The sequence below is a fragment of the Streptomyces sp. TLI_171 genome, from assembly GCF_003610255.1.
GTDB lineage: Bacteria > Actinomycetota > Actinomycetes > Streptomycetales > Streptomycetaceae > Kitasatospora.
This window is the reverse complement of sequence record NZ_RAPS01000001.1, coordinates 1,415,151-1,436,206: the sequence shown is the minus strand read 5'-3', so window position 1 is coordinate 1,436,206 and position 21,056 is coordinate 1,415,151. Positions and strand designations below refer to the sequence as shown.

Annotated in this window: 16 protein-coding genes and 1 pseudogene; 13 read left to right on the top strand and 4 right to left on the bottom strand. The window is 71.7% G+C overall.

The features are described from left to right. The first annotated feature begins 41 nt into the window (after positions 1-41). From secD to BX266_RS06580, 5 genes and pseudogenes are all read left to right on the top strand, one after another. Positions 42-1,823, top strand: coding sequence for a protein translocase subunit SecD (secD, locus tag BX266_RS06600; RefSeq protein ID WP_399169120.1), 1,782 nt, complete (start codon positions 42-44; stop codon positions 1,821-1,823). A gap of 3 nt (positions 1,824-1,826) precedes the next feature. Continuing rightward, complete coding sequence (gene secF, locus BX266_RS06595; protein ID WP_099897974.1) at positions 1,827-2,939, top strand: protein translocase subunit SecF; 1,113 nt, start codon at positions 1,827-1,829, stop codon at positions 2,937-2,939. Positions 2,940-2,959: 20 nt separating this feature from the next. Next, the gene (locus tag BX266_RS06590; RefSeq protein WP_099897973.1) at positions 2,960-3,514 is read left to right on the top strand and encodes an adenine phosphoribosyltransferase; all 555 of its coding nucleotides are present in this window, start codon (positions 2,960-2,962) and stop codon (positions 3,512-3,514) included. A gap of 193 nt (positions 3,515-3,707) precedes the next feature. Next, positions 3,708-5,999, top strand: a pseudogene (locus BX266_RS06585) (RelA/SpoT family protein); the annotation flags it as partial. A 74-nt stretch (positions 6,000-6,073) separates the two neighbouring features. Then, positions 6,074-6,898 carry a hypothetical protein gene (locus BX266_RS06580; RefSeq protein ID WP_143686875.1) on the top strand — a complete coding sequence of 275 codons (825 nt, stop codon included), beginning with the start codon at positions 6,074-6,076 and terminating at the stop codon, positions 6,896-6,898. A 64-nt stretch (positions 6,899-6,962) separates the two neighbouring features. Here the strand turns inward: BX266_RS06580 and BX266_RS06575 are convergent, their stop codons facing one another. Together BX266_RS06575 and BX266_RS06570 are read right to left on the bottom strand one after the other, a co-directional pair. Next, on the bottom strand, positions 6,963-8,192 hold the full coding sequence (locus tag BX266_RS06575; RefSeq protein ID WP_099897970.1) for a DUF349 domain-containing protein: 1,230 nt from the start codon (positions 8,190-8,192) through the stop codon (positions 6,963-6,965). 207 nt (positions 8,193-8,399) lie between these two features. Then, positions 8,400-9,149: a peptidylprolyl isomerase gene (locus tag BX266_RS06570; protein WP_099897969.1), complete on the bottom strand. Its 750-nt coding sequence runs from the start codon at positions 9,147-9,149 to the stop codon at positions 8,400-8,402. Positions 9,150-9,374: 225 nt separating this feature from the next. Here BX266_RS06570 and BX266_RS06565 point away from each other — a divergent pair, with 225 nt between their 5' ends. The 4 genes from BX266_RS06565 to BX266_RS06550 all read left to right on the top strand — a co-directional run bounded on the left by BX266_RS06565 (position 9,375) and on the right by BX266_RS06550 (position 13,800). After that, a complete protein-coding gene (locus BX266_RS06565) occupies positions 9,375-10,082 on the top strand; it encodes an MBL fold metallo-hydrolase (RefSeq protein ID WP_099897968.1) in 708 nt (235 codons plus the stop codon). An 11-nt stretch (positions 10,083-10,093) separates the two neighbouring features. Next, a complete protein-coding gene (gene hisS / locus BX266_RS06560) occupies positions 10,094-11,356 on the top strand; it encodes a histidine--tRNA ligase (protein ID WP_099897967.1) in 1,263 nt (420 codons plus the stop codon). Continuing rightward, a complete protein-coding gene (gene aspS, locus BX266_RS06555) occupies positions 11,353-13,143 on the top strand; it encodes an aspartate--tRNA ligase (RefSeq protein WP_099897966.1) in 1,791 nt (596 codons plus the stop codon). Before hisS ends, aspS begins: the two co-directional genes overlap by 4 nt. A gap of 150 nt (positions 13,144-13,293) precedes the next feature. Continuing rightward, a complete protein-coding gene (locus tag BX266_RS06550) occupies positions 13,294-13,800 on the top strand; it encodes a GNAT family N-acetyltransferase (protein ID WP_099897965.1) in 507 nt (168 codons plus the stop codon). On the opposite strand, the gene BX266_RS06545 is transcribed toward BX266_RS06550, so the two are convergent. Beyond that, positions 13,773-14,744, bottom strand: a complete 972-nt coding sequence (locus BX266_RS06545; RefSeq protein ID WP_099897964.1) for a LysR family transcriptional regulator — start codon at positions 14,742-14,744, stop codon at positions 13,773-13,775. The two genes, BX266_RS06550 and BX266_RS06545, sit on opposite strands and share 28 nt — an antisense overlap. Before the next feature lie 243 nt (positions 14,745-14,987). On the opposite strand from BX266_RS06545, the gene ppk2 reads away from it, so the two are divergent. The 4 genes from ppk2 (at position 14,988) to rpsD (ending at position 18,765) form a co-directional block, all read left to right on the top strand. Beyond that, positions 14,988-15,776: a polyphosphate kinase 2 gene (ppk2, locus tag BX266_RS06540; protein WP_099907488.1), complete on the top strand. Its 789-nt coding sequence runs from the start codon at positions 14,988-14,990 to the stop codon at positions 15,774-15,776. 82 nt (positions 15,777-15,858) lie between these two features. After that, positions 15,859-16,461: a hypothetical protein gene (locus BX266_RS06535; RefSeq protein ID WP_099897963.1), complete on the top strand. Its 603-nt coding sequence runs from the start codon at positions 15,859-15,861 to the stop codon at positions 16,459-16,461. A gap of 33 nt (positions 16,462-16,494) precedes the next feature. Next, entirely contained in the window at positions 16,495-17,844 is a 1,350-nt protein-coding gene (locus tag BX266_RS06530; RefSeq protein WP_099897962.1) for a replication-associated recombination protein A, read from the top strand. 306 nt (positions 17,845-18,150) lie between these two features. After that, a complete protein-coding gene (rpsD, locus tag BX266_RS06525; RefSeq protein ID WP_033211599.1) occupies positions 18,151-18,765 on the top strand; it encodes a 30S ribosomal protein S4 in 615 nt (204 codons plus the stop codon). 97 nt (positions 18,766-18,862) lie between these two features. Here rpsD and BX266_RS06520 read toward each other — a convergent pair whose 3' ends face one another. Beyond that, entirely contained in the window at positions 18,863-21,034 is a 2,172-nt protein-coding gene (locus BX266_RS06520; protein ID WP_180290404.1) for a regulator, read from the bottom strand. Positions 21,035-21,056 lie beyond the last annotated feature (22 nt).

Below are 21,056 nucleotides of genomic sequence, written 5' to 3'. Positions count from 1 at the left end.
GGCCGGCCGCCGGGCGGCATGGACAGGGAGAAACGAGCAAGGTGGCAACACCCAAGTCGCGGTCGCGCGACGGATACCCGGGACGGGCGCTGGCGCTCATCCTGGTGGTCACCGTCGGCCTTGTGGCCCTCATGTTCGGGACGGGCTACACCAAGCCCCGTCTCGGTATCGACCTCGCCGGCGGCACCAGCGTCACGCTGACCGCGAAGTCGGACGATCCTTCTGCGATCAACAAGACCAATCTGGACACCGCCGTCGGCATCATCCAGAAGCGTGTCAACGGCATGGGCGTCTCCGAGGCGGAGGTCCAGACCCAGGGCAACAGCAACATCATCGTCAACATCCCCGACGGTGGTAACACGCAGCAGTCGATCGACAAGGTCGGCGACACCGCCAAGCTCTACTTCCGCCCCGTGCTGGCCTCCGCGCCGACCGGTGTGACCGCGCAGGCCAGCCCCGAGCCGTCCGGTTCGGCCTCGCCGAGCGCCGCCGCCTCGGCCGCCGCCACCGGCTCCCCGTCGCCGAGCGCCTCGGCCAGCAAGGCCGGCCGCGCCGTCTCCGGCGCCCTGCAGGCCGACCCGAGCGCGTCCGCCTCGGCGTCCGCGAGCGCCTCGGCCACCGCGTCCGGCTCCGCCGCCGCCTCGCCGAGCGCCGCCGCCGGCACCCCGAGCGCCGCCGACATGAGCGCCGCGCTGACCCAGGGCACCGTCCCGGCCGAGCTGAAGCAGCAGTTCGACGCGCTGGACTGCTCGGTGGAGTCGCAGCGGGTCAACTACCAGAAGACCAACGACCCGGCCGCGAACGCGGTGGCCTGCTCGTACGACGCCGAGCAGAGCATCTGGTACAAGTTCGCGCTCGGCGGCGTGGCCGTGAACGGCTCGGACGTCTCCAAGGCGCAGGCCGTCTACGACACCCAGAGCGGCAAGGGCTGGATGGTCGACCTGTCGTTCAACGACACCGGCTCCAACGCCTTCCGCGACACCACCGGCAAGCTCGCCACCCAGGCCGCCCCGGCGAACCAGTTCGCGATCGTGCTGGACGGCCAGGTCGTCTCGCACCCGTACGTCTCGGAGGCGATCGCCGGCGGCAGCGCGGTGATCTCCGGCACCTTCTCCCAGGAGGAGGCCAAGTCGCTGGCCAACGTGCTGAGCTACGGCGCCCTCCCGCTGGACTTCGTGAAGAGCGACGTCACCACCGTCTCCCCGCAGCTCGGCTCCGAGCAGCTGGAGGCCGGCCTGGTCGCGGGTCTGATCGGCATGGCGCTGGTGGTCCTCTACTCGCTGGTCTACTACCGCGGTCTGGGCCTGGTCTCGATCGCCGGTCTGGTGGTCTCCGCGATCCTCACCTACTCGATCATGAGCCTGCTCGGCGCCGGCATCGGCTTCGCGCTGAACCTGCCCGCGGTCTGCGGTGCGATCGTCGCGATCGGCATCACCGCCGACTCCTTCATCGTGTACTTCGAGCGCATCCGCGACGAGGTCCGCGAGGGCGCGCAGCTGCGGGCCGCCGTGCAGCGCGCCTGGCCGCGCGCCCGCCGCACCATCCTGGTCTCGGACTTCGTGTCCTTCCTGTGTGCCGCGGTGCTGTACCTGGTCTCGGTCGGCAAGGTGCAGGGCTTCGCCTTCACCCTGGGCCTGACCACCCTGCTCGACGTCGTGGTGATCTTCCTGTTCACCAAGCCGCTGATCACCCTGCTGGCGCGGACCAAGTTCTTCGCCAGCGGCCACCCGTGGTCCGGCCTGGACCCGAAGCGGCTCGGCGCCCGTCCGCCGATCCGCGGCTCCCGCCGCCGCTCCACCTCCAACCGGACCCAGGAGGTCTGACCCATGTCGCTCCGCAACATCGGTCACCGCCTCTACCAGGGCGAGGTCTCGTTCGACTTCGTCGGCAAGCGGAAGATCTGGTACTCGATCTCCGGCGTGATCGTCCTGGTGGCCGCGATCGGCCTGGCCATGGGCCTGCACCTGGGCATCGAGTTCAAGGGCGGCTCGGTGTACACCGTGAACAAGCCCGGACTGACGGTGTCCCAGGCCAAGGACGCCGCCAACAAGATCATCAACTCCAACACCGCGCTGGTGCAGACCACCGACAAGGGTGACGTCCGGGTCCAGATCAGCGCCGAGAACTCGGTCTCCGCGACCACCTTCACCAAGGAGTTCTCCGCGGCCGTCGGTGTCCAGGAGAAGGACATCAACGCCCAGGTGATCGGCCCCTCCTGGGGTTCCGACATCTCCAAGAAGGCCCTGACCGGCCTGATCGTCTTCATGGTCCTGGTGACCATCTACCTGGCGATCGCCTTCGAGTGGCGGATGGCGGTGGCCGCCCTGGTCGCCCTGATCCACGACCTCCTGATCACCATCGGCGTCTACGCCCTGGTCGGCTTCGAGGTCACCCCGGGCACCGTGATCGGCTTCCTGACCATCCTCGGCTACTCGCTCTACGACACGGTCGTCGTCTTCGACACCGTGAAGGAGAACACCCGGGGCCTGACCAAGCAGTCCCGCCGCACCTACAGCGAGGCCGCCAACCACGGCCTCAACCAGACCCTGGTGCGTTCCATCAACACCACGGTCGTCGCCCTGCTCCCGGTCTCCGCCCTGCTGTTCATCGGCGGCGGCATCCTCGGCGCCGGCACCCTGAACGACATCTCGCTGGCGCTGTTCATCGGCCTCGCCGCCGGTGCCTACTCCTCGATCTGCGTCGCCACCCCGCTGCTCGCGCAGCTCAAGGAGCAGACCCCGGACATGAAGGCGCTGGCCAAGCGGGTCGCGCAGCGCCGCGCCGCCGAGGCCAAGGCCGCCGCCGAGGCGGAGGCCCGTGGCGAGGTCCTCGACAGCGAGGACGTGCCGGAGGACGAGGTTCCGGCAGGTATGGTCGGACAGCGTAACCAGCCGACCAGCCGCTCCCGGGGCAAGGGACGGCCGTCCGGCAAGCGCTGACCCCTCGTTAAGGAACCCCCGTGACCTCCACCACCGATCCCGCCCTGTCCGAGCTGCTCAACAGCCGGATCCGGGACGTGCAGGACTACCCCAAGCCGGGCGTCCTGTTCAAGGACATCGCCCCCCTGCTCGCCGACGCCGAGGCGTTCGGCGCGCTGACCCGGGCGCTGGCCGAGCGGGCGGTGGAACTCGGCGCCACCAAGGTGGTCGGCCTGGAGGCGCGGGGGTTCGTCCTCGCCGCGCCGGCCGCGTTCGCGGCCGGACTCGGGTTCGTCCCGATCCGCAAGAAGGGCAAGCTGCCCGGCGACGTCTTCTCCCGCTCGTACGACCTGGAGTACGGGTCGGCGACGCTGGAGGTCCAGTGCGACGCGTTCGCGCCGGGCGAGAAGGTCCTGGTGGTGGACGACGTGCTGGCCACCGGCGGGACGATCGCCGCGTCGCTGGACCTGGTCCAGCAGGCCGGGGCGGAGCTGGTCGGCGTGGTGGTGCTGATGGAGCTCGGGTTCCTGACGGGGCGTGAGAAGTTGGCTTCGCACCTGCACGGGGCGCCGCTGGAGACGCTCGTCACGGTGTGACGCAGTGCCGTCGGAGCCGCCCGGGAACAGATCCCGTTCCCGGGCGGCTTCTGCATACGCGGGGCGCACCGACCGGGGGGACGCGCGCCACCGGTACGATGAAGGTTGATCCCTCCACGCTCAGGAGCTGTCCTTGCCCGACGAGGTTGTGCCCACGGCTGCGACTGCCAGTTCCCGTCCCTCGCCGGGCGGGATGCGGGCTCGGCTTGCGCGGCTGGGCGGTCAGCGCAGTTCGATGGTCAACCCGGTGCTGGAGCCGTTGTTCCGGACGATCCGGGCCAACGACCCCAAGGCCGATCCGGGGCTGCTGAAGGACATCGAGCGGGCGTACGCCGTCGCGGAGAAGTGGCACCGCGGGCAGAAGCGCAAGAGCGGCGACCCGTACATCACGCACCCGCTGGCGGTGGCGACCATCCTGGCGGAGCTGGGGATGGACGCGCCGACGCTGATGGCGGGGCTGCTGCACGACACGGTGGAGGACACCGACTACGGGCTGGAGACGCTCCGGCAGGACTTCGGCGACTCGGTGGCGCTGCTGGTCGACGGCGTGACCAAGCTGGACCGGGTGAAGTTCGGCGAGGCCGCGCAGGCGGAGACCGTCCGCAAGATGGTCGTGGCGATGGCCAAGGACCCGCGGGTCCTGGTGATCAAGCTGGCGGACCGGCTGCACAACATGCGGACGATGCGCTACCTGAAGCGGGAGAAGCAGGAGAAGAAGGCCCGCGAGACGCTGGAGATCTACGCCCCGCTGGCGCACCGGCTGGGCATGAACACCATCAAGTGGGAGCTGGAGGACCTGGCGTTCGCCATCCTCTACCCCAAGATGTACGACGAGATCGTCCGGCTGGTGGCCGAGCGCGCCCCGAAGCGCGACGAGTACCTGGCGACGGTGATCGACCAGGTGCAGGGCGACCTGCGCGGGGCCCGGATCACCGCGCAGGTGACGGGCCGTCCGAAGCACTACTACTCGGTCTACCAGAAGATGATCGTCCGGGGCCGGGACTTCGCCGAGATCTACGACCTGGTGGGCATCCGGGTCCTGGTCGACACCGTCCGCGACTGCTACGCGGCGCTGGGCACCATCCACGCGCGGTGGAACCCGGTGCCGGGGCGGTTCAAGGACTACATCGCGATGCCCAAGTTCAACATGTACCAGTCGCTGCACACCACGGTGATCGGTCCCGGCGGCAAGCCGGTCGAGCTGCAGATCCGCACCTTCGACATGCACCGGCGGGCCGAGTACGGCATCGCCGCGCACTGGAAGTACAAGCAGCGGGCGGTGGCGGGCGCGTCCAAGGTGCGCACCGACACGCCCACCCACGGCCGGCAGCACGACAAGGCCGACGCGGTCAACGAGATGGCCTGGCTGCGGCAGCTGCTGGACTGGCAGAAGGAGACCGAGGACCCCAGCGAGTTCCTCGAGTCGCTGCGCTTCGACCTGTCCAGCAACGAGGTGTTCGTCTTCACCCCGAAGGGCGACGTGATAGCGCTGCCCGCGCAGGCCACCCCGGTGGACTTCGCGTTCGCGGTGCACACCGAGGTCGGCTGCCGGACCATCGGCGCCCGGGTGAACGGCCGGCTGGTGCCGCTGGAGTCGACGCTGGAGAACGGCGACACGGTCGAGGTGTTCACCTCCAAGGCGGAGAACGCCGGCCCGTCCCGGGACTGGCTGAACTTCGTCAAGTCGCCGCGCGCCCGGAACAAGATCCGCGCCTGGTTCTCCAAGGAGCGCCGCGAGGAGGCGATCGAGCAGGGCAAGGAGGCGATCGCGCGGGCCATGCGCAAGCAGGGCCTGCCGATCCAGCGGATCCTCACCGGGGACTCGCTGGTCACGCTGGCGCACGAGATGCGCTACCCCGACATCTCCTCGCTGTACGCGGCGATCGGCGAGGGCCACGTCGCCGCCCAGGCGATCGTCCAGAAGCTGGTCCAGGCGATGGGCGGCGAGGAGGGCGCGGTCGAGGACCTCGCCGAGACCGCCACCCCCTCGCACCAGCCGCGCGCGATGCGCCGGCGCGCCAAGGGCGACCCCGGCGTGATCGTCAAGGGCGTCGACGACGTGTGGGTGAAGCTGGCGCGCTGCTGCACGCCGGTGCCGGGCGACCCGATCGTCGGGTTCATCACCCGCGGCAACGGCGTCTCGGTGCACCGGGCGGACTGCGTCAACGTGGAGTCCCTGCAGCAGCAGCCCGAGCGGATGATCGAGGTCGAGTGGGCGGCCACCCAGTCCTCGGTGTTCCTGGTCGCCATCCAGGTGGAGGCGCTGGACCGCTCCCGGCTGCTGTCGGACGTCACCCGGGTGCTCTCCGACCAGCACGTCAACATCCTCTCGGCGGCCGTGCAGACCTCCCGCGACCGGGTGGCGATGAGCCGGTTCACCTTCGAGATGGGCGACCCCAAGCACCTCGGCCACGTGCTGAAGGCGGTGCGCGGCGTCGAGGGCGTGTACGACGTCTACCGGGTCACCTCGGCGCGCGCCAAGTAGCGGCTCCGGTCGCCGCCCGCCCCCGCCCCGCCGACACTGGCCGGGTGGGGGCGGTCGGCTTTCCGGGAGGCACCTTGCGCGGCATACGGGTTCCGATGATGACGGCGGTGGCGGGCGCGGCCGCCGCCGCCGTGCTGGCCGCTGGGTGCGGCAGCCCGGGCGGCTCGGGCAGCGCCACCGCGGGCGGCAGTGCGAGCGCCGCGGGGAGCGCCACCGCCCGCGCCGGCGCCGTGACCGCCTCCCCGGCGGCCGCCGGGGCCGGGGACAACGGGGTGGCGGCCCTGGGCGCCGACGAGATCGTGCAGAAGTCGGTGCAGGCGCTCAAGGACGCCAAGTCGGTGCGGGCGGTCGGCACGGTCACCGAGATGGGCCAGCGGATCAGTCTGGACCTGCGGCTGGACACCGCCGGCAACTGCCGGGGCATCCTCGGCCTCGGCGGCGACGGCTCCTTCGAGGTGGTGAAGGCCGGGCACGACCTGTGGGTGAAGCCCGACCGGGCGTTCTGGCAGAGCCACGGCGGCTCCGGCCTCGCCGACCTGGTCGGCGACCGCTACCTGAAGACCACCGCCGACGACCCCGACTTCGGCGACCTGGGCGGCCTGTGCGACCTGGGCGCGCTCGCCGACCAGCTCGGCGCCCCGAAGGGCACCCTGGCCAAGGGCGACCCGAGCACCGTGCAGGGCCGCGCCGCGGTCAGCGTGACCGGCAGCTCCAGCAGCGGCACCGGCACCCTGTACGTGGCCGCGTCCGGCGCGCCGGTGCCGCTGCGGCTGGAGAAGGACAACGGCGCCGTCGACTTCAGCGACTTCGGCACCCCCGTGCCGTCCGGGACGCCCGGGCCGGACCAGAGCGTCGACCTGAACGACCTGCTGCCCTCCGACGCCTCCTCGGTGGTCTGACCCGGCGACGTCGAAGGCCCCCACCGCGCGCGGTGGGGGCCTTCGACGTCGTTCCGAACGGGGTTCAGGAGGTGAACTCCTGCAGCGACTTCTGCGCCTGGTCGAGCAGCGCCCGACGGCCCGCGAGCTCCGACTCCAGCTTGGCGGCCTTGGACGCGTTGCCGGCCGCGCGGGCCTTGTCCAGGTCGGCCTGCAGCTTGTCGACGGCGGCCTGCAGCAGCGCGGTCATGCCGGTGGCCCGGGCCCGGGCCTCCGGGTTGGAGCGCTGCCACTCGGCCTCCTCGGCCTCGCGGACGGCGCGCTCCACCGTGGCCAGCCGGCCGTCCAGCTTCGGACGGGCGTCGCGCGGGACGTGGCCGATCGCCTCCCAGCGCTCGGAGATCTCGCGCAGCGCGGCCTTGGCGGCCTTCAGGTCGGTGATCGGCAGGATCGCCTCGGCCTCGACCAGCAGCGCCTCCTTGGCCTTCTGGTTCTCGCCCTGCTCGGCGTCGCGCTCCGAGAACGCCGAGGACCGGGCCTGGAAGAAGACGTCCTGGGCGCCGCGGAAGCGGGCCCACAGCTCCTCCTCCGCGTCCCGCTGGGCGCGGCCGGCGGCCTTCCACTGCGTCATCAGGTCGCGGTAGGCGGCGGCGGTCGGGCCCCACTCGGTGGAGTCGGACAGCGCCTCGGCCTCGGCGACCAGCTTCTCCTTGACCGCGCGGGCCGACTCGCGCTCCGAGTCGAGCGCCGCGAAGTGCGCCTTGCGGTGCTTGGAGAACACCGAGCGGGCGTGCGAGAAGCGGTGCCACAGCTCGTCGTCGCTCTTGCGGTCCAGGCGCGGCAGCGCCTTCCAGCTGTCGACCAGGGCGCGCAGCCGGTCGCCGGCCTCCCGCCACTGGTTGGACTCGGCGAGCTGCTCGGCCTCGGCGACCAGCGCCTCCTTCGCGGCGCGGGTCTCCTCCTGGGCCTTCGCCCGGGCGGCCTTGCGCTCGCTCTGGCGGCTCTCGATCTCACCGGCCAGGGTGTCCAGGCGGCCGGCCAGCGACGCCAGGTCGCCGACCGCGTGCGCCTCGACGACCTGCGCGCGCAGGTGGTCCAGCGCGGTCTGCGCCTCCTTGGCCGCCAGGTCGGTCTTGCGCACCCGGTGCTCCAGGAGCGCGATCTCCGCCTCCAGGCCCTGGAACTTGCGCTCGAAGTAGGCGAGGGCCTCCTCGGGGGAGCCGGCCTGCCAGGAGCCGACCTGGCGTTCGCCGTCGGCCGTCCTCACGTAGACGTTCCCCTGCTCGTCGACACGGCCCCACGGGTCGCTGCTCACAGCGCCTCCTCCACATGACGCCACGCCCACGGGCGGGAGCGTCGTCCACAGTTGATGTGCGGCGGACCGATGAAGCCCGCCGTCCCGAGCCGCCGTTGTGCTGAGCCGAGGGTGACGGCCGACGGTCTGGGCACCCTATACAACAGCAACATAGGCGAACAGCGCCGGTGCTGTCCGCATCCGGCGCCGGTCGATTTTCGCGGCGGGTCAGCCCTTGGTGGTCGTGATGCTCTTCACGTTGACGGGGGTGGCCGGCGGGCCGTCGCCGCCACCGCCCTGGACGCCCGCGGCGGCGATCTTCTGCAGCACGTCCAGGCCGCTGGTGATCTTGCCGAACGGGGTGTAGTTGGGCGGCAGTTGGGTGTCCTTGTAGACCAGGAAGAACTGGCTGCCGTTGGTGTTCGCGCCCGAGTTGGCCATCGCCACGGTGCCGGCCGGGTAGGTCGCGCCCTCCAGGTTCTCGTCGGTGAACGAGTAGCCCGGGCTGCCCGATCCGGTGCCCGTCGGGTCACCGCACTGCAGGACGTAGATGCCCTCGGTGGTGAGGCGGTGGCACTTGGTGTTGTCCCAGAACTGCTGACCCGCAAGGAACACGAAGGAGTTGACGGTGTGCGGGGCCTTCGCCGCGTCCAGGGTGAACCCGACCTTGCCCGCCGAGGTGTCCAGGGTCGCCGTGTAGGTGCCCTTGGTGTCGATCGACATGGCCGGCTCGGCGGCCCACTGCTTGATGCTCGACGACGGGGACGGCGCCGCGGCGGCCGCCTTGTCCTTCTTGTCGTCGGAACTGAACACGCCGGTCGCGACGGTGGTCACACCGGCCACCACCACGACGGCCAGCACCGCGGCCACGATCGCGTTGCGCTTCTTGCGCTGGCTGGCCGCCTCGGCGCGCGCCTGCACCTGGCGCTCGTACTTGTCGCGGGCGAGCTGCCGCCGCCGCTGTTCGCTGCTGACCACCGGCCGTGTCTCCTACTGGGCTGTGTGACGTCGGACTTGTGACTGTCGTGTGCGGATCATCGCACCCATCGGCGGCCAAGTGTAGGGACCTCGCGCGTAGGTGCGGGATCAGCTCAGGATGAGAAAGGCCTGAACGCTCCCGCAATCCGGTTCGCCCGCGGCCCGGTGCCGCCGGTAGGCTGCGGGGGAAAAGCAGACCGCCACCGCATGAAACGAAGGACTCGCGTGTTCGTCGCCGGATTCCCCGCCGGGGCCTGGGGCACCAATTGCTACCTGGTCGCACCCGCCGCCGGTGAGGAGTGCGTGATCGTCGACCCGGGTCACGAAGCGGCGCGCGGCGTCGAGGACTTGATCCGCGAGCACCGGCTGAAGCCGGTGGCGGTGCTGCTCACCCACGGGCACATCGACCACGTCGCCTCGGTGGTCCCGGTCTGCGGCGCGCAGGGCGTCCCGGCCTGGATCCACCCCGCCGACCGGTACATGATGGCCGACCCCGAGAAGGCGCTCGGCCGCTCGCTCGGCCAGCAGCTGATGGGTTCGATCACCGTCGGAGAGCCGGACGACGTCCGCGAGTTGACCGACGGCAGCGTGCTCGACCTGGCCGGCCTGCAGCTCACCGTCGACCACGCCCCCGGCCATACCGAGGGGTCGGTGACGTTCAGGACGCCCGCCTCGCAGGACATCCCTCCGGTGTTCTTCTCGGGTGACCTGCTCTTCGCCGGCTCCATCGGGCGTACCGACCTCCCGGGCGGAGACAGCGCGGCGATCATGCGCTCGCTGGCCCGGGTGTGCCTGCCCCTCGACGACGCGACCGTGGTGCTCTCCGGCCACGGCTCCCAGACCACCATCGGCCGAGAGCGCGCCACGAACCCCTACCTCCAGCAGGCAGCGGGGGCGTCAGGCGCCCCGGCTTTCCCGCGACGAGGAATGTGACGGAAGAGAAGTTGAGCACCTTCACCGCCCCCAAGGGCACCTACGACCTGCTGCCGCCCAGTTCGGCGGTCTTCCTGGCGGTCCGCGAGGCGATCGCCGCTCCCGCGCGCCGGGCCGGCTACGGCTACGTCGAGACCCCGGTCTTCGAGGACGTGAAGCTCTTCTCCCGCGGTGTCGGCGAGTCCACCGACATCGTCACCAAGGAGATGTACAGCCTGACCACCCGCGGCGGCGACGAGCTCGCACTGCGCCCCGAGGGCACCGCCTCGGTCCTGCGCGCCGCGCTCCAGGCCAACCTGCACAAGCAGGGCAACCTGCCGGTCAAGCTCTGGTACTCCGGCAACTACTACCGCTACGAGCGGATGCAGAAGGGCCGCTACCGGCAGTTCTCGCAGGTCGGCGCGGAAGCGATCGGCGCCGAGGACCCGGCACTGGACGCCGAGTTGATCATCCTGGCCGACGACGCGTTCCGCTCGCTCGGACTGTCGAACTACTCGCTGCTGCTCAACAGCCTCGGCGACAGGCAGTGCCGCCCGGTCTACCGCGCCGCGCTGATCGAGTTCCTGTCCGGCCTCGACCTGGACGAGGACACCCGTCGCCGCGCCGAGATCAACCCGCTGCGCGTGCTGGACGACAAGCGCGAGTCGGTCCAGGCCCAGCTCACCGGTGCGCCGATGCTGCGCGACTTCCTCTGTGAGGAGTGCAAGGCGTACGACGACAAGGTCCGGGAACTGCTGACCCTCGCCGGGGTCGCGTTCACCGACGACCCGAAGCTGGTCCGTGGGCTGGACTACTACACCCGCACCACCTTCGAGTTCGTGCACAACGGCCTCGGCGCGCAGTCCGCCATCGGCGGCGGCGGCCGTTACGACGGCCTGTCCGAGATGATCGGCGGCCCGGCACTGCCCTCGGTCGGCTGGGCGCTCGGCGTGGACCGCACGTTCCTGGCGCTCGAGGCCGAAGGCGTCACCCTCGAACTGCCCGCCGCCACCGCGGTGTACGCCGTCGCGCTGAGCGAAGAGGCCAAGACCGTCCTGTTCGCCACCACGGTCGAGCTGCGCCGGGCCGGTGTGGCCACCGACCTGGCGTTCGGCGTCAAGGGCATCAAGAACGCCATGAAGTCGGCGGACCGATCCGGCGCCCGATTCGCCGTGATCGCCGGCGACCGGGACCTCGCCGAGGGCGTGGTCCAGCTCAAGGACATGGAGTCCGGCGAGCAGACCCCCGTCGCCCTTGAGGCGCTCGTCACCACCCTGAAGGAGAAGCAGCTGTGATCCGCACGCACGACGCGGGCACGCTCCGCGCGGAGCACGCCGGCACCACCGTCACCCTGGCCGGCTGGGTGGCCCGCCGCCGTGACCACGGCGGCGTGGCCTTCATCGACCTGCGGGACGCCTCCGGCACCGTGCAGGTCGTGGTCCGCGACCTGGAGTCGGTGCACGGGCTGCGCTCCGAGTACTGCGTGAAGGTGGTCGGCGAGGTCCGGGTCCGCCCGGCGGGCAACGAGAACCCGGACATCCCGACCGGCGCCGTCGAGGTCGTCGTGGAGAGCATCGAGGTGCTGTCCGAGGCCGCGCCGCTGCCGTTCCAGGTCGCCGAGTACGAGCCCGGTTCGGTCAACGAGGAGGTGCGGCTGCGCTACCGCTACCTCGACCTGCGCCGCGAGGGCCCGGCCCGCGCGCTGCGGCTGCGCTCGAAGGTCAACCACATCATCCGCACGGTGATGGAGGAGAACGACTACCTCGACATCGAGACCCCGTACCTGACCCGGTCCACCCCCGAGGGCGCCCGCGACTTCCTGGTCCCGGTCCGCCTCCAGCCGGGCCACTGGTACGCCCTGCCGCAGTCCCCGCAGCTGTTCAAGCAGCTGCTGATGGTGGCCGGCATGGAGCGGTACTACCAGATCGCCCGCTGCTTCCGCGACGAGGACTTCCGCGCCGACCGGCAGCCGGAGTTCACCCAGCTCGACATCGAGGCGTCCTTCGTCGACCAGGAGGACATCCTGGCGCTCGGCGAGAAGATCATCGCCGCGATCTGGAAGCAGGTGCACGGCTACGAGATCCCCAACCCGCTGCCCCGCCTGTCCTACGCCGACGCGATGTCCCGCTACGGCTCCGACAAGCCGGACGTCCGCTTCGGGCAGGAACTCACCGACCTCACCGAGTACTTCAAGGGCACCGAGTTCCGGGTCTTCCAGGCCCCGTACGTCGGCGCGGTCGTGATGCCCGGCGGCGCCTCGCAGCCCCGCAAGCAGCTGGACGCCTGGCAGGACTGGGCGAAGGCCCGCGGCGCCCGCGGCCTGGCCTACGTGCTGGTCGACGCGGAGACCGGCGAGCTGCGCGGCCCGGTCGCCAAGAACCTGTCCGAGGAGCACCTGGCGGGCCTGGCCGCCGCGGCGGGCGCCAAGCCCGGCGACGCGGTGTTCTTCGCGGCCGGCAAGAAGACCCCCTCGCAGGAGCTGCTCGGCGCCGCCCGCCTGGAGATCGGCCGCCGCTGCGACCTGATCGACCAGTCCCAGTGGGCGTTCCTCTGGGTGGTGGACTTCCCGATGTTCGAGCCGATCGAGGACGACAAGGGCGAGTTCCAGGGCTGGCACGCGGTGCACCACCCGTTCACCGCGCCGACCGCCGAGTCGCTGGCGACCTTCGACACCGACCCGGGCAGCGCGCTCTCCAACGCGTACGACCTGGTGCTGAACGGCTCGGAGCTGGGCGGCGGTTCGATCCGTATCCACCAGCGCGAGGTGCAGAAGCGGGCGTTCGACGCGATCGGCCTGTCCGAGGAGGAGGCGGCCTCCCAGTTCGGCTTCCTGCTGGACGCCTTCAACTACGGCCCGCCGCCGCACGGCGGCATCGCGCTCGGCCTGGACCGCGTGGTCACCCTGCTGGGCGGCTACGACACCATCCGGGACGTCATCGCCTTCCCGAAGACCTCCACCGGCGGTGACCCGCTGACCGGCGCCCCCACCACCATCACCCCGGCCCAGCGCCGGGAGGCCGGTGTGGACGCCCAGCCGAAGGCCAAGGAGGCGGCCAAGGCCGAGGCGGAGCCCACCGCCTGACGGACCGTCCGGCCGTCGGAATTCTGACGGGGCATCACAGAGATCACGATTCGTTCCGGCCCCGGTCGGTGCGCGCCCACCAGGAGTAGGCTCGCACCGCCCGGGGCCGGATCGCTGCACGACGGGGTGCAGGCGCAAGAAGGGTCGAGGATGACCGTACGAACCAGAGTCGAACTCCCCAGCGACGCCGCCGAGACCAGGCGGGTGCACATGGCGGCCTTCCCAGGCCCCGAAGAGGCGGATCTGGTGGACGCGCTGCGCCGCGACTCCGCCTGGCTGCCGGAACTCTCGCTGGTGGCGGTGGACGAGCGCGAGGTGGTCATCGGCCACGCCCTGCTCACCCGCCTGAAGATCGGCAACGGCAAGGGCCTGGCGCTGGCTCCGGTCGCCGTCGCACCCGAGTGGCAGCGCAAGGGCGTCGGCACCGCGGTGGTGCAGGCGGCGCTGGCCGCCGCCGACGAGGCCGGAGAGCGGGTCGTGGTGGTCCTCGGCGACCCCGGCTACTACGGCCGGTTCGGGTTCGCCCCCGCCACCGGGCTCCGCATCAGCGGACCGTTCGACGTGCCCGAGGCGTACTTCCAGGCGCTCCGGCTGCCGGGCGCGGACGGCGTCCCGCACGGTGTGTGCCGCTACCCCGCGCCGTTCGCCGAGGTCTGAGCGCCGGCAGTTCCCTCCGCGGGCGACCGGCCGCCACCGGCCGCCCGGAACTGCACCTCCAGGTGCAGCCGGCAGGACTCCGCGAACGCCTCCATGGCCGGTGTCAGCGCTCGGCCCGGCAGCCGGAACAGCCCCACCAGGCTCGGGCTGAGCCCGCGCACCGGCAGGCACCGCACGTCCGGACGGCCGGCCCAGCGGGCGGCCGACTGCGGGGCGAATCCCACGCCCTGCCCGCACGCCACCGCGGCCATCCACTCGTCCGCGTTGTGCGCCACCGCCCCGATCCGGACCGGCCGGCCCCCGCGCTCCGGCGCGCCCAGCCAGTAGTCCCGCCACAGGCCGGCCTCCTCCGGTATCGACACGAAGGGCTCGTCCCACAGGTCGTCCGCGTGCACCGTGACCCGGGCCGCCAGCCGGTGGTCGGCCGCCAGCACCACCCAGCGCTCCTCGGTGCCCAGCAGTACGTGCGCGTACCGCTCGGCGACGCAGGCCGGGGCGTGCCACAGCGCCAGGTCCAGCTGGCCGGAGGCCAGGCCGAGCGACTCGTCGAACCAGTTGTTCTGCCGCATCTGCACCCGCCAGCCCGGCATCCGGCGGGCGAAGTCCTCCACCACGGCCCGGCCCAGCAGGTTGATGGTCGACCCCTCGAAGCCCACCCGCAGCTCCCCGCCGGCCTCCGCCGCCGCCCGCCGGGTCGCCCGCAGCGCCTCCTCCCAGCCGGCCAGCAGCTGCTTCGCGTGCCCCGCCAGCTCGGCCCCGGCCGCCGTCGGCGACACCCCCGCCTTCGAGCGCCGGAACAGCTCCACCCCCAACTCCCGCTCCAGCGCCCGGACCTGCTTGGTCAGCGTGGGCTGGCTGACGCCCAGCCGGGCCGCCGCGGCGGTCAGCTGGCCCTCCTCGCACACCATCGTCAGGTACCGGAGCATCCGGGTGTCCACATCCATGCCTGAAGGTTATGGACCAATGCATTGGACCCGGCACCCGGGGGTGTAACACAGTTGTCCGGCCAACCCCGGGGGTGGGCACCGGCGGTCACGGGGGGCTGCCGGTACCACCCCCGGGTGCGGCCCGACCTGCGCCGATCCCTGACGGACCGTAGCCTGAGAGCCCGTCAGCGGCACGGTGAGCGGAGGGCACACACAGTGGCGGAACCCAAGGACGGCAAGAAGAACCGCGGCGCCAAGCGGATGCCCAGGCGGATCTACGAGACGGAGCTGCTCCGCCTGCAGTACGAGCTGGTCAAGATGCAGGAATGGGTGCGCAGCGAAGGCATCCGGCTGGTGATCGTCTTCGAGGGCCGGGACGCCGCCGGCAAGGGCGGCGCCATCAAGCGCGTCACCGAGTACCTCAACCCGCGCATCGCCCGGATCGCCGCCCTGCCCGCCCCCACCGAACGCCAGCGCGGCCAGTGGTACTTCCAGCGCTACGTCGAACAGCTCCCCGCCGCCGGCGAGATGGTCCTGTTCGACCGCTCCTGGTACAACCGGGCCGGCGTGGAGAAGGTGATGGGCTTCTGCACCGACGAGGAGTACTGGCAGTTCCTGCACCAGTGCCCCACCTTCGAACGGATGCTCATCGAGGCCGGCATCCAGCTGCGCAAGTACTGGTTCTCGGTCAGCGACGTCGAACAGGAGCGGCGCTTCCGGGGCCGCCTCGACGACCCGATGCGGCAGTGGAAGCTCTCCCCGATGGACGTCGAGTCGATCTCCCGCTGGGAGGAGTACTCGCGGGCCAAGGACGAGATGTTCGTCTACACCGACATCCCCGAGTCCCCGTGGAACGTGGTCGACAGCGACGACAAGCGGCGCTCCCGGATCAACATGATCGCCCACCTGCTCTCCTCCGTCCCCTACCACGAGGTGGTGCGGCCGGCCGTCTCGCTCCCGCCCAGGCCCGCCCCGCGCGGCTACCAGCGGCCTCCGCGCGACCTGCAGAAGTACGTCTTCGACCACGCCGCGACGGTGCTCGCGCAGTGACCGCGCCCGGTTGACCCGGCGTAGGGGCGGGCGTGCGATGGAAGGGATTCCGTCCGGGCACCTCGGGACTGGAGGCCCCGCCATGTTCGTCCGCACCGTCTACGTCACCGGAGACCCCGCGCTGCTCGAGGACACCCTCGACGCGCTGCGCGGCGAATCCGTGAAACTGCTGTCCGCCCAACCCGGCTACCGGGGCTACGGACTGTTCGCCAACCGCGAGCTCGGCACCCTCACCATGGGCTCCTGGTGGGACACCACCGACCACGAGGAGGCCAGCGACACCGCCCTGGCCGAGCGCCGCGACACCCTGCTGGTGCCCTTCGCGTCCACCGTCGCCGTCGACCGGTGGGAGGCCGTCGCCGCCGAGACCGGCCCCGCCGTCGAGAACGGCGGCTTCCGCCTGGTCCGCTTCGCCTACGACCCGGCGAAGCTCGACGGGCTGGTCCGGGGCTTCACCGAGCAGGGGCTGCCGGAGGTCCGGAAGATCGACGGGTTCGTGGGCACGGCGATGCTGATCGACCGTCACAAGAAGATCGGCACGGTCGGCGCGATCTTCGCCGACCGCCAGGCCTTCGAGGCCTCCCGGGGTCCGCAGGCCGCGATCCGCTCCGGGGTCACCAAGGAGGCCGGCTCGATCGTCTACGGGCTGGAGGAGTTCGACGTCGTCCTGCTCGACCGACCGTAGCGGTGTCGGCGCCGTCGCCTAGGCTTGCGTCTCGTGGACGAGCCGGACCTTTTCACCCATGCAGCCGAGGAACGCCAGAGCTCCGAGCCGGGGCGCGCGCCGCTCGCGGTGCGGATGCGGCCGCGGACCTTGGACGAGGTCGCGGGGCAGCAGCAGCTGCTGAAGGACGGGTCGCCGCTGCGCCGGCTGGTGGCCGGCGCGAAGGGCCCGGCAGCGACCAGTTCGGTGATCCTCTGGGGACCGCCCGGGACGGGCAAGACCACCCTCGCGCACGTGATCAGCCAGGCCGTGGAGGGCCGGTTCGTCGAACTCTCCGCGATCACCCACGGCGTCAAGGAGGTCCGCGCCGTGATCGACGGCGCCCGCCGCGCGGTCGGGATGACCGGCCGGGAGACGGTGCTGTTCCTGGACGAGATCCACCGCTTCTCCAAGGCGCAGCAGGACTCGCTGCTGCCCGCGGTGGAGAACCGCTGGGTGACGCTGATCGCCGCGACCACCGAGAACCCGTACTTCTCGATCATCTCGCCGCTGCTGTCCCGCTCCCTGCTGCTCACCCTGGAGTCGCTCACCGACGAGGACATCCGCACCCTGCTGCGCCGCGCCACCGCCGACGAGCGCGGCCTCGGCGGCAGCGTGGAGCTCAGTGCGGAGGCCGAGGACCACCTGGTGCGGCTGGCCGGCGGCGACGCACGGCGGGCGCTGACCACCCTGGAGGCGGCGGCGGGCGCGGCGCTGGAGCAGGGCGAGCCGGTGCTGACGCTGGCGGCGACCGAGACGGCCGTCAACCAGGCGGCGGTGCGCTACGACCGGGACGGCGACCAGCACTACGACGTGGCGAGCGCGCTGATCAAGTCGATCCGGGGCAGCGACGTGGACGCCACGCTGCACTACCTGGCGCGGATGATCGAGGCGGGGGAGGACCCGCGGTTCATCGCCCGGCGGCTGATGATCTCGGCCAGTGAGGACATCGGCCTGGCCGACCCGACCGCGCTGTCCACCGCCGTCGCCGCCGCGCAGGCGGTCGCGCTGATCGGCTTCCCGGAGGCGCGGATCATCCTGTCGCAGGCGGCGATCGCGCTGGCCCTGGCGCCGAAGTCGAACGCCGCGTACCTGGCCATCGACGCGGCGCTGGCGGACGTCCGGCAGGGGCTGGCGGGCGCGGTGCCGGCGCACCTGCGGGACGCGCACTACGGCGGGGCCAGGAAGCTCGGGCACGGCAAGGGCTACCAGTACCCGCACGACCTGGCCGAGGGCATCGCCGCGCAGCAGTACGCGCCGGACGCCGTGCACGGCAAGGAGTACTACAAGCCGACCCGGCGCGGGGGAGAGGCCCGGTACGCGGAGATCGCGGAGTGGACCAGGGCCCGGCTCAAGGGGGACTGAGCAGCCTGTAGACTGTCCGCAGTGTGTCCCGGGCCAGGGGTTCCGCGAGGAACGACCGGCCGCACCAGCGGGGCACTGAACGGGGCTCTCCCGCAAGGGAGTTCCCCAGGAGCGGCGCGCACCGGTCTTCGGTGTCGCGGGCAGCCCACCACCCTTCCCGGTCGGTGGGCCTCTCGTGTGCAAGCACTTAGTGCCCGGTCGCGGAGAGCGGCTGATCGTCCGGCGACGGACGGTTTTTCTCCGGACCGCGAGAAGCGTCCTCCGTCAACACCTGGTGGCAGCCGTATCTGAACAGGAAAAGGAAACATGGCGAACCAGAAGCGCCCCAAGGTCAAGATCGCCCGTGCTCTCGGCGTTCCGCTGACCCCGAAGTCCGTCAAGTACTTCGAGGCCCGTCCGTACCCGCCCGGCCAGCACGGCCGTGGCCGCAAGCAGAACTCTGACTACAAGGTCCGTCTGACCGAGAAGCAGCGTCTGCGCGCGCAGTACGACCTCAGCGAGAAGCAGATGGCGCGTGCCTTCGAGGCCGCCAAGAAGGTCGAGGGCAAGACCGGTGAGGCGCTCGTCGCCCTGCTGGAGGTCCGCCTCGACTCCCTGGTCCTGCGTTCGGGCATCGCCCGCACCATCTACCAGGCCCGCCAGATGGTCGTGCACGGTCACATCGAGGTCAACGGCTCGAAGGTCAACAAGCCGTCGTTCCAGATGAAGCCGGGCTACGTCGTCACGGTGAAGGAAAAGTCCAAGGAGAAGGTCCCCTTCCAGGTGGCTCGCGAGGGCGGCAACGCCGGCGAGGGCCAGACCCCGAAGTACCTCGAGGTCAACCTGAAGGCCCTGGCCTTCCGTCTGGACCGCGCGCCGCAGCGCCGCGAGGTTCCGGTCGTCTGCGACGAGCAGCTGGTCGTCGAGTACTACTCGCGCTGACCCGCGAGCGGAACGCCCCCTCGGTCCTCGGACCGAGGGGGCGTTCCCCGTTCCGGCGGGGCCGGACATCGGACACGGCTCGGACCTCGACGGCGGGTCAGGCGCCCACCGGCGAGTACGGGCGGACCGGGTGGCGCGGCGGGCCGGGGTGGTCGTCGCCGCCGGCGGCCGGACCGGGGTGCTCGCCGCCCAGCGCGCGGCGGACGGCGGCGTCCAGGTCCAGCCGGGAGCCGAGCCGGAAGGAGGTGGTGTACTCCTCCTCGGTGAGGCCGGAGCGGGCGCGCTGCTCGCACTCCAGGTGCGGGCCGTTGAAGCTCCGGGAGCCGAAGAACGGGGTGCCGACCGCCTGCCACAGCCGGTGCGCGGCGCCCTGCAGGACGCGGGCCTCGCGCAGGTCCGGGGAGGGGCCGTCGGTGGCGAGCAGGGCCAGCAGGTCCATCGCGATGACGATGCCCAGCAGGTCGCGGAACAGGTGATTGAGCCGCATCGATTCGCGCGCGAAGGCCCGCGCGAGCCGCAGGTCGCCGGCCTGCCGGTGCGAGTAGGCCATCGCGTACAGGCAGTACCCGTACGCCCACTGCTCGCCGTGCTCCTCGCAGATCTCCCGGACCCGCTCGACCCAGGTCTCGCCGTTCTCCTCGTCGCCGAGGAACAGGTAGGCCAGAGCGAGCTCGAACATCGCCATCAGCACGTTGGAGTTGAGCTCGCCGAGGGTGTTGTAGTGCCAGAGCGCCTCCTCGAACAGCTCGGCGGCGCGCGCCGGTTCGTCGCCGATCAGGGCCGCGCAGCCCTGCCGGTGGACGGCGTAGGCGAGCGCCCGGTCGTCGCCGGTGTCGAGGGCCTGCAGGCGGCACTCCTCCAGGGCGGGGCGGGCGCGGACCAGGTCGCCCTGCAGGATGGCGAGGTAGCCGGTGACCCAGAGCGCCTTGGCGCGGGCGTCGGTGGGTTCGGGGGCGAGCGCGAGGGCGCGGTCCAGCCAGTGCCGGCCCTCGCCGAGGTGGCCGGTGCCGACCCAGAAGTACCAGAGGGTGCCGGCCAGGACGAGGGCCAGCTGCTCCTCGCCGGGCTCGGCGAGCGAGAACTCCAGGGCGGCGCGCAGGTTGGCGTGGGCGAGCCGGGTGCGTTCGGCGGTCTCGGCCTGCCGGGGGCCGAACCACTCGACCTCGCCCCAGGTGGCGACGCCCAGGTACCAGTCGCGGTGGCGGCGCAGCAGCCGGTGGTCGTCGCCGCCGGCCCGCAGCCAGTGGCCGCCGTACTCGCGCAGGGTGTCGAGCATCCGGAAGCGGACGGCGCCGTCGTCCTCCAGGCGGTCCAGCACGGACTTGTCGACCAGTGAGTCGACGAGGTCCAGCACGTCCTCGGTGTCCAGGCCGTGGCCTGCGCAGACGTACTCGGCGGCGTCCAGGTCGAAGCCGCCGGCGAACACGGAGAGGCGGGCCCAGAGTAAACGTTCCTGCATTGTGCAGAGTTCGTGGCTCCACCCGATCGCGGTCCGCATGGTCTGGTGCCGGGCCGGGGCCGTCCGGTCACCTCGGGTGAGCAGCCGGAACCGGTCGTCCAGCCGGGCCGCCACCTGCTCGACGGAGAGCGCCCGGAGCCGACCCGCGGCGAGCTCGACGGCCAGCGGGATGCCGTCCAGGCGCCGGCAGAGCAGCGCCACCTCGGCGCGGTTGCGGCGATCCAGCCGGAAGCCCGGCCGCACGGCGGCCGCCCGGTCGGCGAACAGCAGCATCGCCTCCGAGTCGACCCGGCCCTCGGCGGGCTCGAACGGCAGCGGGGCCAGCGGCAGCAGGTGCTCGCCGGCGGCGCGCAGCGACTGCCGGGAGGTGGCCAGCACCCGCAGGCCGGGCGCCGCCCGCAGCAGCGCGTCGACCAGCTCGGCGCAGGCCTCGACCAGGTGCTCGCAGCCGTCCAGCACCAGCAGCAGGCGGCGGTCGGCGAGTTGCTCGACCAGCACGTCCAGCGGCGGGCGAGCGGTGTGGTCGGTCAGCCGCAGCGCCTCCAGCACCGCGTGGCCGAGCAGCAGCCCGTCCTGCACCGGGCCGATCTCGACCAGGTGCGCGCCGTCCGGGAACCCGTCGGCGAGCCGGCCGGCGGCGCGCAGCGCCAGCCGGGACTTGCCGACACCGCCGGCGCCGGTCACCGTGACCAGCCGGGTGCGGGCCACCAGGGCGGCCAGCGCGTCGAGTTCGGCCGTCCGGCCGACGAAGCTGGTGACTTCGGCGGGCAGCCGGCCCGGACTTCTGGACGCTGCCGACTTGCTGTCCAAGAGACGCCCCCGTCAGGTAGGA

Coding starts and splice junctions, on each gene's coding strand:
- BX266_RS06550 (WP_099897965.1), top strand. CDS start 13,294: ATGACCGTACGAACCAGAGTCGAACTCCCCAGCGACGCCGCCGAGACC.
- rpsD (WP_033211599.1), top strand. CDS start 18,151: ATGGCGAACCAGAAGCGCCCCAAGGTCAAGATCGCCCGTGCTCTCGGC.
- ppk2 (WP_099907488.1), top strand. CDS start 14,988: ATGCCCAGGCGGATCTACGAGACGGAGCTGCTCCGCCTGCAGTACGAG.
- secF (WP_099897974.1), top strand. CDS start 1,827: ATGTCGCTCCGCAACATCGGTCACCGCCTCTACCAGGGCGAGGTCTCG.
- BX266_RS06535 (WP_099897963.1), top strand. CDS start 15,859: ATGTTCGTCCGCACCGTCTACGTCACCGGAGACCCCGCGCTGCTCGAG.
- BX266_RS06545 (WP_099897964.1), bottom strand. CDS start 14,744: ATGGATGTGGACACCCGGATGCTCCGGTACCTGACGATGGTGTGCGAG.